Below are 17,302 nucleotides of genomic sequence, written 5' to 3' on the forward strand. Positions count from 1 at the left end.
CCTGCTAAAAAGCTCGCAAGCAGACCGATCTTGTCTACTTGGTCCGTTTGGCCCATATAAAGGACAGAAAGGACAAGCAATGGTTGCATCTCTAGCCTCACACGCTCGCACTCGCGATGAGAATAGCGGACTGCGTGGCCGCGCCCTCGCGGCCCTTCAGGCGGCGATCGCGGTCGCGGTCGCAAGCGCCAGCGACGATACGTTGGAGGCGATCGTCAGCGCGCGCAACGATCCCGGCCAGGCGCTCGCCGTGGCACCCCGCGACCTCGCGCCTGCGCCTCCAGAGCGCCTCGCGGCCGAGCGCGCGGCCAAGGCCCGAACCGCCCACTTCCGCGCCGAGGTCGCCGAAAAGGGCGGCGGCATGTTCGCGCGCGCCGACGTGGCGCAGCTACTCGGCGTCACGCCGGCGGCCGTCGACAAGCAGCGGCAGCGCGGACAAATCCTCGGCGTGCCGTATGGAAACGAGATCCGCTTCCCGGCGGCGCAGTTCAAGGACGGCACGGTCGTCGCCGGCATCAAGCCCATCCTCGCGGCCTTCGGCGATATGAACCCCTGGGGGCAGCTCCAGCTCCTGGTCGCGCCCCTCGACGGATTCGGGGAGAGACCGGCCTCCATCCTCGACCTGCTGTCCCGCGGCGTGGGCGAGGACGTCCGCCTCCAGCTGACCGGGCTCGCGCGCGGCTGGGCATAAGCCAGTGACGCTTCCCCTGCGAACCCGCAGTCTGCGGGCCGGCACCGTGCTGCATCGGATCCACCGCCTCATCCACGATCCGATCTACTTCGGCCCGACCGGAGCGGCACCGGAGTTGCGCTACGACGATCCGGACGGCGTCTTCAAGGTGCTCTATCTCGCCCGCAAGCTGGAGACCGCCTTCGGCGAGACGCTCGTGCGCTTGCCGACCGTGACCGACGTGCTGTCGACCGACGTACTTGTCAGAGCCCGGAGCGAGATCGTCACCACCAGGGCCCTGCGGCTCTACCCCCTCGATGACGCCGGGGTGTCCGCCCACGGGTTGCGGATCCCCGACGTCCTGGGCGACAACTACGCCGCAACCTGGAAACTGAGCGCATACATCCATGCGAACACCGCCGCCGACGGGATCGCCTACATCTCGCGATTCAACGGCGGACAATGCATCGCGCTCTTCGACCACGCGGCCGGCGCGATCGCCAGGACCGGCGACCTCGCCGTGCCACTCACCCCAGAGCTCGGCGCCGAGCTAGCCGGCAGATTTGGTAAGAACTATGTCGAGCCATAGGAGCGGGATGACGACCGCCAGCCGATACGATCACCAGTGCGAGCTGCACGACTGGCGTGCGATCGAGGACGAAGGCCGCTGCCTCGTCGGGATCGCAGGGCTGGTCAGATCCGATTCCCGGCAACGATGGCCCGATGGACGAATGATCGTGCTCAACGGGCTTGAGCGAGGCCAGTGCGTCGCGACCGGCGCTACGGTGCGGACTCAGTCAGGAGTATTTCTTCTCGGCGCTGAACTGCTTGGCGGCTTTGGGCGATCTTGATCGAAACCTGTCTAATCGAGAAGGTAGTCGAGATTGCGTGCTTCCCGAGGAGCCACCGCTTCACGGAGCGCCGTCAGATCTGCAGGATCAAGTTCGTCGGGTGAAAGCGCAGCAGTGACTGCGCCCGCTACGACCGGAATCGCATCGTTCGAGCTGTCCATCATCTTCGCTCCATCGAACCATCAATCACCTCACGGCGTTATACCGGGATCAACGGGGCTTTGACCAGCAGCGCGGTTTCGGCGAGGACGAGGCCGCCAAGCAAGCCGGACCTTTCGCCCAGCTCAGGTGAGCGGATCAGAACGTCATAGCCAGCGCGATCCACACCAAAATACCCATTGGCCAGCATCGCCGCTGCCGAACGAATCCGTGGCAACAGCCTCTTGGCGCCGAGCACGCCACCTCCGATCACGATGCGATCCGGCGACAGCATGGCCTGCTGCATGACGACAAGCTGGCCGAGGTAGAACGCGACAATCTCATGCGCCTCATGGTCTTCGGGCAAGTCAGACAGCGTCGCTCCCCAGCGCGCCATGATCGCCGGGCCACTCGCCAACCCCTCGAGACAGGCACCATGAAAGGGGCAGACGCCCGCGAAGTCGTGGTCGCGCGGATGGCGCTCGGGACGGACGTGACCCATCTCAGGGTGCCGGGCGCCGTGTAACGGCTGACCCTCGATGACGACTCCGCCCCCGATCCCCGTGCCCACGGTCACATAGGTAGAGACCGACGTTCCCTGCGATGCCCCCCAGCGGGCCTCGGCGAGCGCCGCGCCGTTCACGTCGGTGTCAAAGCCGACGGGACAGCCAAGGGCCGCGCCGATCGCGCCCGCGACGTTGACCCCGTTCCATCCCGGCTTCGGCGTCGACGTGATGCAGCCCCACGTTGCGGAGCGAGGGTCAAGATCCACCGGGCCGAAGCAGCCGATGCCAGCGGCGTCGAACGCGCCGAACTCGGCGGCCGCATTCTGGAAGAACGCTATCGTCTGACTTAGCGTGGTGCTTGGCGACGTCGTTGGAATGCGCTCCACACGCAGGATCTCGTCGCGGGAACGAGCGACGGCGACGACGAACTTCGTGCCACCAGCCTCGATCAAGGCATACAGTCTGCTCACAATCTACTTCTCACCCCGTGTCGAATGCAGTGTACGGCCGTCGAAGGTTCACATGGCGCATCACGCCGTCGGCCCGTCGCGTTAGCCTGACGTAAAGCAAGATGGCCAATCATCATCACAGATGATCACCGATTCGCCAACCGCCGCACCGTTATCCAGGGTGCCCCATTTCCCGACAGTCTATGACGACGAACTGCTCTACAGCATTGTCGCTCGTTATGGCGTGATGACGGGATACATAGAATCCAGTTCGGCTAATCTCGACCTGTTCGGGACACCGTTCGGTCACGGCTCGGCCCGCGCACCATCGGCTCTGGACGCCATGGCTAGCCGACTTCCTCTAGGTCTCAACCTCGACGCGCGCGAACTGGTGACGCGGCACACCCTCCTTCCATACTACTATGCATTCTTCCCAGACGATCGGCAGGAGAAGGCAATCGGAGAGGCCTTGGCTCGTCACGGACGCGCGGACAAGGCGGCGGGGATGGAAGCCAAACCGCTCTCGCCGCCACGTCGGCTCAAGTTCTGTCCCGAATGTCTCGACGTGATGGAACTGCGTAAGCAGGAGCTCCATTGGAAGCGCGTCCATCAACTGGCCATCGTGATGCTATGTCCGGATCACGGTAGCGATCTGCGCTTCAGTTCAATCACGCCGCACCCGGCGGACAGGTTGATGGCCCCGGCCACCCGCGCGAACTGCGCTCCCGACGCCCCGATCGGAACTGCTTCGAATATGCAGATCGATCGCGAGGCGCTACTCGGTCTGGCTTGCGGTGCCCGGACTTTACTGAACGGCGGATATCCCGCCAATGCGACGCGCGAAAAGGCGTCCGGACTTGCACAGTTGTTCCGTGACCTTGGTTACAAGCGGAGCAGCCGGATCAACTGGGAAATGCTCCAGCCCGAAGTTCAAAAGGTTGTATCGGGCGTCACGGCCGTTATCCCGGGCATCGAACGTGCGGGTGCCAGGGACGACGGCTGGTTCGATCATGCAATGGATCCAAGACGGATAGGCCGCTCGGACAGGGTGCTGATCGCCGCCATGCTGATAGATCGGATCGAGGCGGTCGAGCCCCGCTTTTGGGCGGCAATCGACAAGATGACGGGGAAGCCGTTCATGGACCTGCCTGCGACCGCCCGTGCATAGCCCGATCCAAAACTATGTTCGAAGGCTTAGAACAATGTTCGAGGCTAGGCGCCTTCGACCACCAGCCTTTCCTGACATGAAGGTAAAACTATAACCTCGCGAAGCCGTTCTACGGAAGCTCGCGTAGAAGGGGAGGTGCCCGCTTTTTCGAAGAACTATGTTCGAAGTTTACAGCTAAAATCGTTCCTGATCGGCCGCGTCCGCGCGACTTTTCACGATCAGTCACGCGGCGAGGGGTCGTTAGAACGCTCGCAAGATGCGCTCTTCCCGCCCGACAGCGCAATTTGGCGCGTCCACGGCGATGTCATGTCGATGATGATCGGCGGCGTCGCGTCGCTGTTCATGCAGATGCTCCACCCTGCGGTGCTTGCGGGCGTGTGGGATCACAGCAATTTTCGCGAGGATACGCTCGGTCGGCTGCGCCGTACCGCGCGCTTCATCGCCGTCACGACATATGGCCAGCGCGACGCCGCGGAAGCGTCGATTGCACGTGTCCGCCGTATTCACGATAAAATCTCCGGCACGCTTCCCGACGGTACGGCGTATCGCGCCGTCGATCCGGCCGCGCTCGCCTGGGTTCACGCGACCGAGAGCCTGTGCTTCCTTGAAGCGTGGCTGCGCTATGGCGACCCCGCCATGCCCCTCGCCGAGCGTGACGCCTATTTCGTTCAGGCCGGGCGCGTCGGCCGCGCGCTCGGTGCCGATCCGGTTCCTGAAACCCATGCCGCGGCGCGGCTGTATGTCGAACAGCAACGCCCGCACCTTCGTGCCGACGATCGTAGCCGCGAAGTCGCCCGCTTCCTTATCGAACGACCAGCGTCGCGCCCCAGCCTGGCGCCGGTTCAGGCGATGGCATTTGCCGCTGCGATCGACCTGCTGCCACCTTGGGCACGCGACACGCACGGTTTTGCCAATCCGGCGATCACACGTCCGCTGGTCCGCGCCAGCGCCACAGGATTTGCAAAGACGTTGCGCTGGGCCTTTGCCTGAGCCGCACTCGGCGTTACCACCCGGACGAAGAAGGGCGGGGAGGCCCGACGCGTGGCAACGACAGCAATTCAGGCCAAACCGGCACCGCCCAGCACGCGGCTGGTAATCACCGCATCGGCACTGGGCACGGTGTTCGAATGGTATGATTTTTTCGTCTACGGCATCCTCGCCGCGTTATTGGGCAGGCTGTTCTTTCCCGCCGGCGATGCCACCGCCGCGACCCTCGCCAGTCTCGCCGCATTCGGGGCGGGCTTTGGGGTGCGACCTTTGGGAGCGTTGCTGTTCGGTTGGTTCGGCGACCGGTTGGGGCGCAAGGTCACGTTCCTCGTCACAATCACCGTCATGGGCTTGGCCACTGCCGCGATCGGTTTCTTGCCGACATTCGCTGCGGCTGGCATCGCCGCGCCGGTTCTGCTCGTCGGTTTTCGCCTGCTCCAAGGGCTGGCGCTTGGCGGTGAATATGGTGGCGCGGCGATTTACGTCGCCGAACATGCGCCCGAAGGACAGCGCGGTCGCCATACCAGTTTCATCCAGATGTCGGTCGCGGGCGGCTTTCTGCTCGCAGTGATCGTCGTGCTGGCGGCCCGCCACGCGACGACGCCTGAACAGTTTGAGGCCTGGGGATGGCGCATCCCGTTCGTTGCCAGCCTCGTGATGCTCACCATCTCGCTCTACATCCGGCTGAAACTCAGCGAGAGCCCGGTGTTCCGCGCGATGAAGGAAGCAGGCACCACCTCGCGCAACCCGTTCAAGGACAGTCTGCAGGCACCGGGCAATGTTGGCCGGGTCTTTGTCGCCCTTTTTGGTGTCGCCGCCGGTTTGACGGTGATTTATTACACCTCGCAATTCGGAACGCTCTATTTCCTGCAAGGCACCGCACGGATTCCGGAGGAGGAAGCGCTCCTGTACATGGCGGTCGGGGCGGGGATCGCCGCGCCGCTCTATTGGGCGTTCGGTGCGCTCAGCGACAAGGTCGGGCGCAAGAAATTGCTGCTGGTTGGTTACGCGCTGTCGATGCTGCTGACTTTTCCGATCTTTCACCTGATGGCCAATGCGGCCAATCCGGCGCTCGAACGCGCCACCGCCGCCTCACCGGTGAAACTCGAATTGCCCAAATGCGATTTCTCGATCTTTGCGCCCAAGCAGATCGAACCGTGCGCGAAGGCGCTCGCCTGGCTCGCCAAGCGGGGGGTGCGCTATGACAAGGTCGATGCGGCGGCTGTGTCGCTGACCGTCGGACAAGCGCGCGTTCCCGGCTTTGACGACAAGGCTTATGCAGCGGCGCTGAAGGCGGCTGGCTATCCCGAAACCGCTAATCCCTCCGAAAAACGCCCCCTGCTGATCATCCTCGCCGTCGCACTCATGGTCGGGTTGTCGGCGATGACTTATGGTCAGGTCGCGGCGATCCTCGTCGAAATGTTTCCCGCGCGTATCCGGTACACATCGATGTCGGTTCCATACCATATCGGTTCGGGATATTTCGGCGGATTCCTGCCGTTCATTTCGCAATATATCGTCGTGAAGACCGGCGATCCCTATGCCGGGCTGTGGTATACCGTGGCGATTGTCGCAATGGCATTTGTGGTCAGCCTGATCTGGTTGCCCGAAACCGCGCACAAGCCGCTGCCGCAATAGTCATGCTTGCCTCGACTTCGTGCGGCACGAACGAATAGGGGGGGCCATGTCGCCTCCCCTTCGTCTGCGCCTTGATGGCGACGCGCTCGCCGCCAATTGGCGCTGGCTCGCGAAGCAGAGCGGTTCTGCGGCATGCGGCGCGGCAATCAAGGCGGACGGCTACGGCCTTGGCGCGCGGGCGGTGGTCGAACGATTGGCGCGCGAAGGGTGCCGCGATTTCTTCGTGGCGACCTATGCAGAGGTTGAAGATCTGGGTCTGCTGCCGGATGGGTGCACTCTCAGCGTCCTTCACGGTCCGCGCGCGGAGGACATGCGCTACGCTATAGAAAGCGCCGCGCGACCGGTGATCAATTCACTCGAGCAAGCAACCCGCTGGCGCGATACAGGGCATCCATGCGACGCGATGGTCGATACCGGGATGAACCGCCTCGGCCTGCGCCCCGAAGAACTCTCGGCGCTTGAGAGCCTGGCGGTCGACACGCTGATGAGCCACCTCGCCTGCGCCGACGAAGACAGCCCGATGAACGGGCAACAGCGTGGTGCTTTCATCGCATTGGACACGTCCGCGCGCCGCCGCAGCCTCGCCAATTCGGCGGGCATCTGCTTTGGCAGCGATTATGCCTTTGACCTGACCCGCCCAGGCCTCGCGCTTTACGGCGGAGTGCCGCGCGCAGAAGCCGTCGGTCACATCGCCCAAGTCGCTTTCCCCGAAGCACAGATCGTCCAGCGGCGCGTCGTCCCGGCGGGCGAGACCATCGGTTACGGCGCGAGCTGGACCGCCACTGCGCCGACCGAAGTCGCAATCCTCAATATTGGCTATGCCGACGGTTATCTGCGGAGCTTTGCAGGTGTCGGGGCTGCGGGGGAGGGCAGCCTGCCGCTGCTCGGCCGCGTGTCGATGGACTTGGTGGCCATCGACGTGACCGCCCGGGCGACCTTGCGCGAAGGCGATTGGGTCGGGCTAGATTATGATTTGCCGTCGGCCGCGCGAGCTTCGGGGCTGAGCCAATACGAACTGCTGACCGGCCTTGGCGACCGGTTCTTACGGGAATGGCGCTCCGCAGATCGATAACAATGACGCGCCGCAGCGGCCGAGTGACAATTGTGCAACGCACACAAGCCGCGACAACACGGTTGTTGCGCCGCATGACGCGCAGCATTAGCGATGCTGTTACGCAGCAATTCCGATTGGACATATCGCCGATGGCCGTAACGCCGAACCCGGGCCGTGCGCCTGTGATCATCAAGAAATACGCCAATCGGCGGCTCTACAACACCGAATCGTCGAGTTACATCACGCTAGATCATCTGGCGAAGCTCACGCGCGAGGGGCGCGACTTCAAGGTTCTCGACGCCAAATCCGACGAGGACATTACGCACGGCGTGCTGACGCAGATCATCATGGATGAAGAAAGCCGCGGCGAAACCTTGCTGCCGCCCGCATTCCTCCGCCAATTGATCGCGATGTACGGTGATTCGATGCAGGCGTTGGTCCCGCAATATCTCGAAGCCTCGATGACCGCATTCCGGCGCAATCAGGCGCAGTTTAATGACGCGATGAAGGGCGCTTTCGAAGGCGGTCCGTTTGCGGAAATTGCCAAGCGCAATTTGGCGATGTTCGAGGCCGCGACGACCGCATTTCAGCCCAAGGTGAAGGGCGAATCCGCTCCGGCACCGACGGCGGCACCCCAGACCGACGACGTTACCGCGCTGAAGGCACAGCTTGCCGAAATGCAGGCGCGTCTCGACAAACTGACCGGGTGATCAGCGTGCCGGTTTGACGAACTTCAACGTCATCCGGTCGCTCTCACCGATCGCTTCGTAGCGCGCACGGTTGTAATCGCCGTCAGCATAGGTCGGCGGCAGGGTCCAGACGCCCTTTGGCCAGTCGGCAGTGTCGCGCTTGTTGGCATTGATCTCGCTCGACCCGGCCAATTTGAAACCGGCTTGCTCGGCCAGGCGGCGCACCGTCGATACCTTGACATAACCGCTCGTCCGCTCGCGTTCGTCGCTGGCGCTTTCGGGCAGGCGATGGTCCTCGACGCCCAGCACGCCGCCGGGTTTCAGCATGCGGTACATTTCCTGGAACGCGGCCAGGCTGTAATCCTGCTTTTGCTCCTGGAGATAACCCATCCGCCAGTTGTGGACGTTGCGAAACGTCAGGACCTTATCCGCGCTGCCATCTGGCACCCGGTTCGCACCGCCCAGTATGCTGGGAAAAAACCCACGTTCGACACGCGCATAGACCACCGGGTTGGTCGCCATCTTGGCCACGATGGCTGCGGCCGGTTTGCCCGGCGCGGTGGCGACGATCAGCTTGCCCTTCTCATAGAGATATGGCGCCAGCATCTCGGTCCAATACCCACCGCCTGGCCAGATTTCGACGACCGTATCGTTGGGCCGGACGCCGAAGAACGTCAGCGTCTGAACCGGGTGGCGATATTTGTCGCGGGCGATATTTGGCGCGGTGCGTTGGCCGGCGACCGAGACCGCGTCGAGTTGTTCGACGACCATCTGCGGCAGGCCGGCAGCGGCAGGTATGGTGAAGGCGGCAGCGGCGGCCAAAAGCCAAGTCTTGCGCATCGATATCCTCCCGGAAATTGTGCGGGAGTTGTGGCGCGGCGCTGCCTTACAGGCAAGCCTCAAGGAATGGCTGGTCGAAGCCGTACTGCCTGGCCTTTTCCAACGTGTAGGGGCGCAGGCCCATGGCGCGATATTCGCCGATGATCTTGCCGTCGGCGTCATCGGAAAGATATTCGAATTTGAACAATTCCTGGGTAACGATCACAGGACCTTCCATGCCGATCACTTCGGTCACGTTGGTGACGCGGCGGCTGCCGTCGCGGAGGCGCTTGACCTGAATGATCAGGTCGACCGAGTCCGCAATCTGACGGCTGATCGCTTCCTTGGGCATCTTGATATCGCCCATCATCACCATGTTCTCCATGCGCCCCAGCGCCTCACGTGGGGAGTTGGAGTGAAGCGTACACATGGATCCATCATGGCCAGTGTTCATCGCCGCAAGCAGGTCGAAACACTCCTGTCCGCGAATTTCGCCGAGGATGATGCGGTCCGGGCGCATACGCAGTGCGTTCTTGACGAGGTCACGGATCGACACTTCGCCCTGACCCTCGAGGTTGGCGGGGCGCGTTTCGAGCGGCAACCAGTGCGGCTGTTGCAACCGCAACTCGGCGGCATCCTCGATCGTCAGCACGCGCTCGCCCGGGTCGATCATCTTCGACAGTGCATTCAGCATCGTGGTCTTGCCCGAACCGGTGCCGCCCGAAATGACGACATTGAAGCGGCAGGCACCGGCGATCTTCAGCGCGGTCGCCATCTTGACCGACATCGACCCGCCACTGGCCATCATGTCGAGCGTGATCGGTTTGTCGGAGAATTTACGAATGGAGATCGCCGTGCCGCGCAGCGACAGCGGCGGCACGATGACGTTGACGCGGCTGCCGTCCTTCAAGCGGGCATCGGCCAGCGGGGTGGTCTGGTCGACGCGACGACCGACCGAATTGACGATCCGCTGCGCAATCTGGAACAGATGCTCCTCGTCGCGAAACTGGATCGGGGCGATGATCAGCTTGCCCTTCTTTTCGATGTACGTCTGGTTGGGACCGTTGACCATGATGTCGGTGATGCCCGGGTCGTTGAGCAATTCCTCGAGCGGGCCAAGGCCGAGCAACTCGTCGACCAGCACCTTTTCGAGCGCGAACTGCTCGCGGCGGTTAAGCGTGATCTTCAGTTCGGCGAGCACTTCGCCGATGATCGGACGGAATTCTTCGGCCAGCTCGTCCTTGTTGAGCGTCGCCGCCGCTTCCGGGTCGATGCGTTCGAGCAGGCGGGGGAGAACCTGTTCCTTGATCTTGTGAACGCTGGCTTCGAACCCTTCGGCCTTCGGGCCAACATCCATTTCGGCATTCATGCGGCTGTCGAGGCGGGACATCGCATCTATGGGGGCCGATGCACCAAGGCTCTCGAGCGGTGGAAACTGGTCACCGCCTTCGGCTTCCGGCGTGGGTGCGGGACCACCGCCGCCTTGCATCGGGCGGGCACTGCCGAATGCGGCGCGCGCGCCGGTGGGGTTCACCGCGCCGCCGCGTTTACCGAATGCACTCATTCCATCACCCCGATCGCGGCCCACATATCAGGGTGAATAGCTTGGAAAGTTTGACGATTAGCTAAGTTTGCCCTCGCGCCGCAGCAATTCGGCCTTGCGCTCAAGACCATAGGCATAACCACCGAGCGTCCCGTCGGTGCGAATGACGCGGTGGCAAGGGATCAACACCGCGATATTGTTCGCGCCGTTGGCCGATCCTGCCGCGCGTACTGCACCCGGCTTGCCCACCGCCGCGGCGATGGCGGCATAACTGCGCGTTTCGCCCGGGGGGATGCGACGGAGTTCTTGCCACACCGCCTGCTGGAACGCGGTGCCCGCCACGTCGAGTGGCAGGTCGGGCATGGCGGACGGATTGGCGCAGGCTTCGACGGCCCCGGCGACGAGCGAGGTTAGCGCGTCGCCGCCTTCCTCGATCACGGCCTTGGGGAAACGTCGGCGCAATTCGCCTTCATCCTCATCGAACGACAAGCGGCAAATGCCCTTGTCGGTCGCCGCGAGCAACATCTTGCCCAGCACCGTGTCGACGATCGCATAACGGATCGTCACGCCTGCGCCGCCATTACGCCACGCAGAGGGGGTCATGCCCAGACGGTTCGTTGCATCGGCATAAAAGCGGCTGGGGCTTTCATAGCCCGCGTCATAGATCGCGTCGGTCACAGTGTTGGCCTCGGTCAGCATCGTTTCGGTCCTTTTGGCACGCAGCGCACGGGCATAAGCTGCCGGGGTGACCCCGGTGTCGCGCTTGAACAGGCGGTGAAAATGATGGGGGGCGTAGCCGACCTCAGCCGCCAATTCTTCGAGCTGAGGCACGGCCTCACTGCCCTCGATGATCCGCACCGCCGCCGCCACCGCCTCGCGGTCGCGACCGATCTCGTCCGGCTTGCAACGCAGGCATGCGCGATATCCAGCCGCCCGGGCGCCCTCCGCATCTGCAAAATACTCGACATTCTCGCGCAACGGATGCCGGGCAGGGCAGGACGGTTTGCAGTAAATGCCCGTCGTTCTGACTGCGCCAACGAACGTCCCGTCAAACGCGCGGTTGCGGGCTGTGAACGCGGCCCAAGCTTGGTCGTTGTCGATCATGAACCCCAGATAGTCGATCTTCTCGCGTTCCGCTTCCCGCAGCTTGCGTTCAAACTTTCAGACCAAAACCTCCGCCAGGAAATTCTCGATCGCCTGCCAGCTTCGCCGCGTGGCGGACTCGCTATATTGTAGGCCGCGTTCGGGCATGTTTGCACCCGGCGCTGTATAAGCATGCATCGCATGGCCGTAGGCATTGAGCTGCCAGTCGGCACCCGCCTCGGTCAGTTCCTTCGCGACCATCACCACATCGTCGGGCTTGGCCATCGGGTCTTCCCAGCCGTGAAGGATCAGGACCTTCGTGGTGATTTGCGCTTGTTCTCCAAAGCCGGGCGGTGCGAAGATTCCGTGGATCGACACCGCGCCCCTGACGTCGTCGGCGCCTGATCGCGCGACATCGAGCGCGCACAGCCCGCCGAAGCAATAGCCCATCACGGCGATGCGCGTGGCATCGACGCCGGGGATCGTTTTCGCGAACGCTACCGCTGCGAGCATTCGGTCGCGCAGCATTGCGCGGTCCTGGATGAACGGGGTCATCAGCGCCGTGTTGACCGCCATCGCCGTCGGGGTGCCGTGTTCGCCGCGCCGGCCCTTGCCGTAAACATCGATGGCAATGCCGACATAGCCAAGCGCCGCCAGCCTGTCGGCGGTTTCGCGCTCGTGATCCGATTGACCGCCCCAAGTGTGTCCGACCAGCACCGCCGGCCGGCGCTGTCCCGCAACCGCGCCCGCGACATAGGCTTCGCAAGTGACATCGCCGTGGTGGTAGTCCTGATAGTTGCCCGCCATCCGCTTGCTCCCTTTGGCCTCCCCTAAGCGCGGTTCGGCGAACAAGTCGAGCCGACTCACCTTGCACCGCAGCGAAGGTTTCGCTACACGCGCGGCATCCCGCTCGGCAGCACTTTCTGGCGCTGCAATCGTGCGGGCTTTTGATTTTGAGGGATTCGACGCGCGTGGAGATTTCCGGCGGCATTCAGGCTAGCCTCAGCGGGCGTTATGCGACCGCTTTGTTCGACCTCGCGCGCGAATCGAAAGCGATCGACAAGGTCGAAAAAAGTCTCGCTCTGCTCGAAGCCGCGATTGGCGGGTCGGACGATCTGAAGCGGCTGATCTCCAGCCCGCTCGTCAGACGCGAACAGGCCGTCGGCGCCGTCGCAGCCGTCGCCAAAACGCTGAAACTGGATGCGGTCACCGGCAACTTCCTCGGCGTGCTGGCGCAGAATGGCCGGTTGAGCCAGGCGACGAACGTCATCCGTGCGTTCCGCATGCTTGCCGCCGCGCATCGTGGTGAAACCACCGCTGAAGTGACCAGCGCGCATGCGCTGAGCGATGCTCAGCTCGCTGCGCTCAAGACGCAGCTCAAGGCTCGCACTGGCCGCGACGTCGCGGTTCAGACGCGTGTCGATCCGGAAATTCTCGGCGGTCTCACCGTCAAGCTCGGCAGCCAGCTGATCGACAGCTCGCTGCGCACCAAACTCAACACTCTCGCCCACGCGATGAAAGGCTAAGGCTGAACACGATGGATATCCGCGCCGCAGAAATTTCCCGCGTCCTCAAGGACCAGATCGCCAATTTCGGCACCGAAGCCGAAGTCAGCGAAACCGGCCAGGTGCTCTCGGTCGGCGACGGCATCGCGCGCATCCATGGCCTCGACAATGTCCAGGCGGGTGAAATGGTCGCGTTCGCCGACGGCGTTCAAGGCATGGCGCTCAACCTCGAGGCCGACAATGTCGGTGTCGTGATCTTCGGCTCGGACGCCAAGATCAAGGAAGGCGACACCGTCAAGCGCACCGGCACGATCGTCGATGTTCCCGTCGGCAAGGGTCTGCTCGGCCGCGTGGTCGATGGTCTCGGCAATCCGATCGACGGCAAGGGTCCGATCATTTCGGACCAGCGCAGCCGCGTCGAGGTTAAGGCCCCCGGCATCATCCCGCGCCAGTCGGTCAACGAGCCGGTTCAGACCGGCCTCAAGGCGCTCGACGCGCTCGTCCCCGTCGGTCGCGGCCAGCGCGAATTGATCATTGGCGATCGTCAGACCGGCAAGACCGCCGTCGCGCTCGACACCTTCATCAATCAGAAGAACGCCAACGCCGGCGACGATGAATCGAAGAAGCTGTACTGCATCTATGTCGCCATCGGGCAAAAGCGTTCGACTGTGGCTCAGATCGTTCGCGCGCTCGAGGAAAACGGCGCGATGGAATATACCATCGTCGTCGCCGCGACTGCTTCGGAGCCCGCGCCGCTGCAATTCCTCGCGCCTTACACCGGCTGCGCGATGGGCGAATATTTCCGCGACAACGGCATGCACGCGGTCATCGTCTATGACGATTTGTCGAAACAGGCCGTGGCCTATCGCCAGATGTCGCTGCTGCTGCGCCGTCCGCCGGGCCGCGAAGCCTATCCGGGCGACGTGTTCTATCTGCACAGCCGCCTGCTCGAGCGTGCGGCGAAGATGAATGACAGCATGGGTGGCGGGTCGCTGACCGCGTTGCCGATCATCGAAACCCAGGCCGGCGACGTGTCGGCCTATATTCCGACCAACGTGATTTCGATCACCGACGGCCAGATCTTCCTCGAAACCGACCTGTTCTATCAGGGCGTCCGTCCGGCGATCAACGTCGGCCTGTCGGTCAGCCGCGTCGGTTCCGCCGCGCAGACCAAGGCGATGAAAAAGGTCTCGGGCTCGATCAAGCTCGAACTCGCCCAGTACCGCGAAATGGCTGCGTTCGCGCAGTTCGGATCGGACCTGGACGCCTCGACGCAGAAGCTGCTCAACCGTGGTTCACGTCTGACCGAGTTGCTTAAGCAGAAACAGTTCGCGCCGATGCCGTTCGAAGAACAGACCGCGTCGATTTTCGCCGGCACCAATGGTTATCTCGACACGATCCCGGTGGGCGACGTGACGCGTTACGAAAGCGAGATGCTGTCGTTCCTGCGTTCGGATCACGCCAATGTGCTGACGACGATCCGCGATACCAAGGATCTGGGTGACGAAGCCAAGACCGGCCTCAAGGCCGCGCTCGACGCGTTCGCGAAGCAGTTCGCCTAACCTCAGATGGCGTCACTAAAAGCCCTCAAGATGCGGATCAACAGCGTCAAATCGACGCAGAAGATCACGCGCGCCATGAAGACCGTCGCTGCCGCAAAGTTGAAGCGGGCGCAGGACGCGGCGGTCGCCGGTCGTCCATATGCCGAACGGCTGCAGGCGGTGATGGCCAGCCTCGCGTCGAAGGTGACGGTTTCGGCGTCCTCGCCAAAGCTGCTCGGCGGCACGGGCAAGGATCAAGTGCATCTGCTGGTCGTCGCAACCTCGGAACGCGGCTTGGCGGGTGGTTTCAACACCAACATCGTACGTCTTGCGCGCAAGCAGGCCGAAGAGCTGGAGCGGCAGGGCAAGACCGTCCGCTTCTATCTCGCCGGTCGCAAGGCGCGTGTGCTCAACCGGTTTTATACTGCGAGTTCGTTTCTGCACGACCGCGACATGTCGGCGATCAAGTCGCCCACATTTGCGGATGCGCAGGCGATGGCCGAAGATTTGATCGCGCGTTACGAAGCGGGCGAATTCGATGTGGCAACGTTGCTGTACTCGAACTTCCGCTCGGTCCTCGCGCAGGAGCCAGAAGCGCGTCAGATTATCCCGGTGCCCCTCAACACATCGAACGGTGTGTCACCTTTGTCACCTTTGACCACCGCGGCGGTCGAATATGAGCCCGATGAAGAGGAAATTCTCAAGGCACTGCTGCCGCGCAATGTCGCGATCCAGCTGTATCGTGCGATGCTCGAAAACAATGCCGGCTTCTATGCGTCGCAAATGACCGCGATGGACAATGCCACACGCAATGCGGGCGATGTCATCAACCGTCTCAACATCCTCTACAACCGCACGCGCCAGGCGGCGATCACGACCGAATTGATCGAGATCATCGCTGGTGCGGAAGCGCTTTAAGCTCACGAAGGAAGAATAATGGCTACCGTCATCGACCGTCCCGCCACCTCCAACAATGTCGGCCGCATCTCGCAGGTTATCGGCGCCGTCGTCGACGTGACGTTCGAAGACGAGCTGCCGGCGATCCTGTCGGCGCTGGAAACCGACAATAACGGCAACCGGCTGGTGCTCGAAGTTGCACAGCATCTCGGCGAAAACACCGTCCGCTGCATCGCGATGGATGCGACCGACGGCATGACCCGCGGCACGCGCGTGACCGACACCGGTCAGCAGATCCGCGTGCCTGTCGGTCCGAAGACGCTCGGCCGCATCATGAACGTCATCGGTGAGCCGATCGACGAGCGCGGTCCGATCGGCAGCGATATGTCCGCCTCGATCCACGCCGATGCGCCGCTGTTCGTCGATCAGTCGACCGAAGCGGCCATTCTGGTCACCGGCATCAAGGTCATCGATCTGCTCGCGCCTTATGCCAAGGGCGGCAAGATCGGTCTGTTCGGCGGCGCGGGCGTCGGCAAGACCGTGCTGATCCAGGAACTGATCAACAACATCGCCAAGGGGCACGGTGGCGTGTCGGTGTTCGCAGGCGTCGGTGAACGCACCCGCGAAGGCAACGACCTCTATCACGAATTCCTCGATGCGGGCGTTATCGCCAAGGACGCCGAGGGCAACGCGACCTCGGAAGGCTCGAAGGTCGCCCTCGTATTCGGTCAGATGAACGAGCCGCCGGGCGCGCGCGCACGCGTCGCTTTGTCGGGCCTGACGATGGCCGAATATTTCCGCGACCAGGAGGGGCAGGACGTTCTGTTCTTCGTCGACAACATCTTCCGCTTTACGCAAGCCGGTTCGGAAGTGTCGGCGCTGCTCGGTCGTATTCCGTCGGCGGTGGGCTATCAGCCCACTTTGTCGACCGACATGGGCGCGCTGCAGGAACGCATCACCTCGACCAACAAGGGGTCGATCACTTCGGTTCAGGCGATTTACGTTCCCGCGGACGATCTCACCGATCCGGCGCCAGCCGCGTCGTTCGCCCACTTGGACGCGACGACCACGCTCAACCGCGCGATTTCGGAACTGGGTATTTATCCGGCAGTCGACCCGCTCGATTCCACGTCACGCGTGCTGACGCCCGCCGTCGTCGGCCAGGTCCACTACGACACCGCCCGCCGCGTCCAGGAAACGTTGCAAAAGTACAAGTCGCTGCAGGACATCATCGCCATTCTCGGCATGGATGAATTGTCCGAAGAGGATAAGGTCACCGTCGCCCGCGCGCGCAAGATCCAGCGCTTCCTCAGCCAGCCGTTTCACGTCGCCGAAGTCTTCACGGGCATCAGCGGCAAGTTCGTGCAGGTCGAAGACACCGTCAAATCGTTCAAGGCCGTTGTCGATGGCGAATATGATCACCTGCCCGAAGCCGCCTTCTACATGGTCGGCGGCATCGAGGAAGCGGTCGAAAAGGCCAAGAAGCTGGCCGGCGAAGCCTAAGCCATGCTGACTTACGAACTCGTCACGCCGGAACGGCTGGTCCGACAGGGCGCGGCTTATATGGTCACCGTGCCCGGCGTGGAGGGCGATTTCGGCGTGCTCGAACACCATGCGCCGTTCATGACGGTGCTGCGCGACGGCCCGCTCAAAATCTACGCGACCGACGGCGCGACACCCGAGCTGGTCCAGGTCTCGGGCGGTTTCGCCGAGGTCAATGAACGCGGCCTGACGGTTTTGGCGGAAGCGGCTGCTGCGGCCTGA

General features: G+C 63.0%; 18 protein-coding genes. 12 read left to right on the forward strand and 6 right to left on the reverse strand.

Going from position 1 to position 17,302, the window contains the following annotated elements; all coding sequences use genetic code 11:
* Positions 1-202: 202 nt before the first annotated feature.
* Together ACM9ME_RS01355 and ACM9ME_RS01360 are read left to right on the forward strand one after the other, a co-directional pair.
* Positions 203-691, forward strand: a complete 489-nt coding sequence (locus tag ACM9ME_RS01355; protein ID WP_415641607.1) for a hypothetical protein — start codon at positions 203-205, stop codon at positions 689-691.
* Between the two features lie 4 nt (positions 692-695).
* Positions 696-1,259, forward strand: a complete 564-nt coding sequence (locus tag ACM9ME_RS01360) for an RES family NAD+ phosphorylase (RefSeq protein ID WP_415641608.1) — start codon at positions 696-698, stop codon at positions 1,257-1,259.
* Positions 1,260-1,532: 273 nt separating this feature from the next.
* Here the strand turns inward: ACM9ME_RS01360 and ACM9ME_RS01365 are convergent, their stop codons facing one another.
* The gene (locus tag ACM9ME_RS01365; protein ID WP_415641609.1) at positions 1,533-1,685 is read right to left on the reverse strand and encodes a hypothetical protein; all 153 of its coding nucleotides are present in this window, start codon (positions 1,683-1,685) and stop codon (positions 1,533-1,535) included.
* Positions 1,686-1,720: 35 nt separating this feature from the next.
* Positions 1,721-2,617, reverse strand: coding sequence for an ROK family protein (locus ACM9ME_RS01370; RefSeq protein ID WP_415641610.1), 897 nt, complete (start codon positions 2,615-2,617; stop codon positions 1,721-1,723).
* Positions 2,618-2,756: 139 nt separating this feature from the next.
* Between ACM9ME_RS01370 and ACM9ME_RS01375 the strand changes: the two genes are divergently transcribed.
* The 5 genes from ACM9ME_RS01375 to phaR all read left to right on the forward strand — a co-directional run bounded on the left by ACM9ME_RS01375 (position 2,757) and on the right by phaR (position 8,171).
* On the forward strand, positions 2,757-3,782 hold the full coding sequence (locus tag ACM9ME_RS01375) for a TniQ family protein (protein ID WP_415641611.1): 1,026 nt from the start codon (positions 2,757-2,759) through the stop codon (positions 3,780-3,782).
* A gap of 135 nt (positions 3,783-3,917) precedes the next feature.
* Positions 3,918-4,772, forward strand: a complete 855-nt coding sequence (locus tag ACM9ME_RS01380; protein WP_415641612.1) for an oxygenase MpaB family protein — start codon at positions 3,918-3,920, stop codon at positions 4,770-4,772.
* Between the two features lie 51 nt (positions 4,773-4,823).
* Complete coding sequence (locus ACM9ME_RS01385; RefSeq protein ID WP_415641613.1) at positions 4,824-6,407, forward strand: MFS transporter; 1,584 nt, start codon at positions 4,824-4,826, stop codon at positions 6,405-6,407.
* Positions 6,408-6,453: 46 nt separating this feature from the next.
* Complete coding sequence (locus ACM9ME_RS01390; RefSeq protein ID WP_415641614.1) at positions 6,454-7,479, forward strand: alanine racemase; 1,026 nt, start codon at positions 6,454-6,456, stop codon at positions 7,477-7,479.
* Positions 7,480-7,610: 131 nt separating this feature from the next.
* Positions 7,611-8,171 (forward strand): polyhydroxyalkanoate synthesis repressor PhaR, encoded by a 561-nt coding sequence (gene phaR / locus ACM9ME_RS01395; protein ID WP_415641615.1) that lies wholly within the window; start codon positions 7,611-7,613, stop codon positions 8,169-8,171.
* On the opposite strand, the gene ACM9ME_RS01400 is transcribed toward phaR, so the two are convergent.
* From ACM9ME_RS01400 to ACM9ME_RS01415, 4 genes are read right to left on the reverse strand one after another with little or no spacing between them, the layout of a single operon-like run.
* Positions 8,172-8,990, reverse strand: coding sequence for a class I SAM-dependent methyltransferase (locus ACM9ME_RS01400; RefSeq protein ID WP_415641616.1), 819 nt, complete (start codon positions 8,988-8,990; stop codon positions 8,172-8,174).
* A 46-nt stretch (positions 8,991-9,036) separates the two neighbouring features.
* Positions 9,037-10,533 (reverse strand): CpaF family protein, encoded by a 1,497-nt coding sequence (locus ACM9ME_RS01405; protein ID WP_415641617.1) that lies wholly within the window; start codon positions 10,531-10,533, stop codon positions 9,037-9,039.
* A gap of 57 nt (positions 10,534-10,590) precedes the next feature.
* Positions 10,591-11,616, reverse strand: coding sequence for a bifunctional DNA-binding transcriptional regulator/O6-methylguanine-DNA methyltransferase Ada (gene ada / locus ACM9ME_RS01410; protein WP_415641618.1), 1,026 nt, complete (start codon positions 11,614-11,616; stop codon positions 10,591-10,593).
* Positions 11,617-11,673: 57 nt separating this feature from the next.
* The gene (locus ACM9ME_RS01415) at positions 11,674-12,402 is read right to left on the reverse strand and encodes a dienelactone hydrolase family protein (protein WP_415641619.1); all 729 of its coding nucleotides are present in this window, start codon (positions 12,400-12,402) and stop codon (positions 11,674-11,676) included.
* A 164-nt stretch (positions 12,403-12,566) separates the two neighbouring features.
* Between ACM9ME_RS01415 and ACM9ME_RS01420 the strand changes: the two genes are divergently transcribed.
* The 5 genes from ACM9ME_RS01420 to ACM9ME_RS01440 are packed head-to-tail and all read left to right on the forward strand — an operon-like array spanning position 12,567 to position 17,302.
* Positions 12,567-13,121: a F0F1 ATP synthase subunit delta gene (locus ACM9ME_RS01420; RefSeq protein ID WP_415641620.1), complete on the forward strand. Its 555-nt coding sequence runs from the start codon at positions 12,567-12,569 to the stop codon at positions 13,119-13,121.
* 11 nt (positions 13,122-13,132) lie between these two features.
* Positions 13,133-14,662: a F0F1 ATP synthase subunit alpha gene (atpA, locus tag ACM9ME_RS01425; RefSeq protein ID WP_415641621.1), complete on the forward strand. Its 1,530-nt coding sequence runs from the start codon at positions 13,133-13,135 to the stop codon at positions 14,660-14,662.
* 6 nt (positions 14,663-14,668) lie between these two features.
* Positions 14,669-15,559, forward strand: coding sequence for a F0F1 ATP synthase subunit gamma (locus ACM9ME_RS01430; protein ID WP_415641622.1), 891 nt, complete (start codon positions 14,669-14,671; stop codon positions 15,557-15,559).
* A gap of 18 nt (positions 15,560-15,577) precedes the next feature.
* Positions 15,578-17,041: a F0F1 ATP synthase subunit beta gene (gene atpD, locus ACM9ME_RS01435; protein WP_415641623.1), complete on the forward strand. Its 1,464-nt coding sequence runs from the start codon at positions 15,578-15,580 to the stop codon at positions 17,039-17,041.
* 3 nt (positions 17,042-17,044) lie between these two features.
* Positions 17,045-17,302 carry an ATP synthase F1 subunit epsilon gene (locus ACM9ME_RS01440; RefSeq protein ID WP_415641624.1) on the forward strand — a complete coding sequence of 86 codons (258 nt, stop codon included), beginning with the start codon at positions 17,045-17,047 and terminating at the stop codon, positions 17,300-17,302.

Origin of the sequence: Sphingomonas antarctica (assembly GCF_965137005.1) — a bacterium.
Taxonomy (GTDB): domain Bacteria; phylum Pseudomonadota; class Alphaproteobacteria; order Sphingomonadales; family Sphingomonadaceae; genus Sphingomonas_O; species Sphingomonas_O antarctica.

Bases quoted from the DNA above. Each gene is read 5' to 3' on its own strand.
- ACM9ME_RS01365 (WP_415641609.1), bottom strand. From the start codon at position 1,685: ATGATGGACAGCTCGAACGATGCGATTCCGGTCGTAGCGGGCGCAGTC.
- ACM9ME_RS01375 (WP_415641611.1), top strand. From the start codon at position 2,757: ATGATCACCGATTCGCCAACCGCCGCACCGTTATCCAGGGTGCCCCAT.
- ACM9ME_RS01390 (WP_415641614.1), top strand. From the start codon at position 6,454: ATGTCGCCTCCCCTTCGTCTGCGCCTTGATGGCGACGCGCTCGCCGCC.
- phaR (WP_415641615.1), top strand. From the start codon at position 7,611: ATGGCCGTAACGCCGAACCCGGGCCGTGCGCCTGTGATCATCAAGAAA.
- ACM9ME_RS01400 (WP_415641616.1), bottom strand. From the start codon at position 8,990: ATGCGCAAGACTTGGCTTTTGGCCGCCGCTGCCGCCTTCACCATACCT.
- ACM9ME_RS01405 (WP_415641617.1), bottom strand. From the start codon at position 10,533: ATGAGTGCATTCGGTAAACGCGGCGGCGCGGTGAACCCCACCGGCGCG.
- ada (WP_415641618.1), bottom strand. From the start codon at position 11,616: ATGATCGACAACGACCAAGCTTGGGCCGCGTTCACAGCCCGCAACCGC.
- ACM9ME_RS01415 (WP_415641619.1), bottom strand. From the start codon at position 12,402: ATGGCGGGCAACTATCAGGACTACCACCACGGCGATGTCACTTGCGAA.
- atpA (WP_415641621.1), top strand. From the start codon at position 13,133: ATGGATATCCGCGCCGCAGAAATTTCCCGCGTCCTCAAGGACCAGATC.
- ACM9ME_RS01430 (WP_415641622.1), top strand. From the start codon at position 14,669: ATGGCGTCACTAAAAGCCCTCAAGATGCGGATCAACAGCGTCAAATCG.
- atpD (WP_415641623.1), top strand. From the start codon at position 15,578: ATGGCTACCGTCATCGACCGTCCCGCCACCTCCAACAATGTCGGCCGC.
- ACM9ME_RS01440 (WP_415641624.1), top strand. From the start codon at position 17,045: ATGCTGACTTACGAACTCGTCACGCCGGAACGGCTGGTCCGACAGGGC.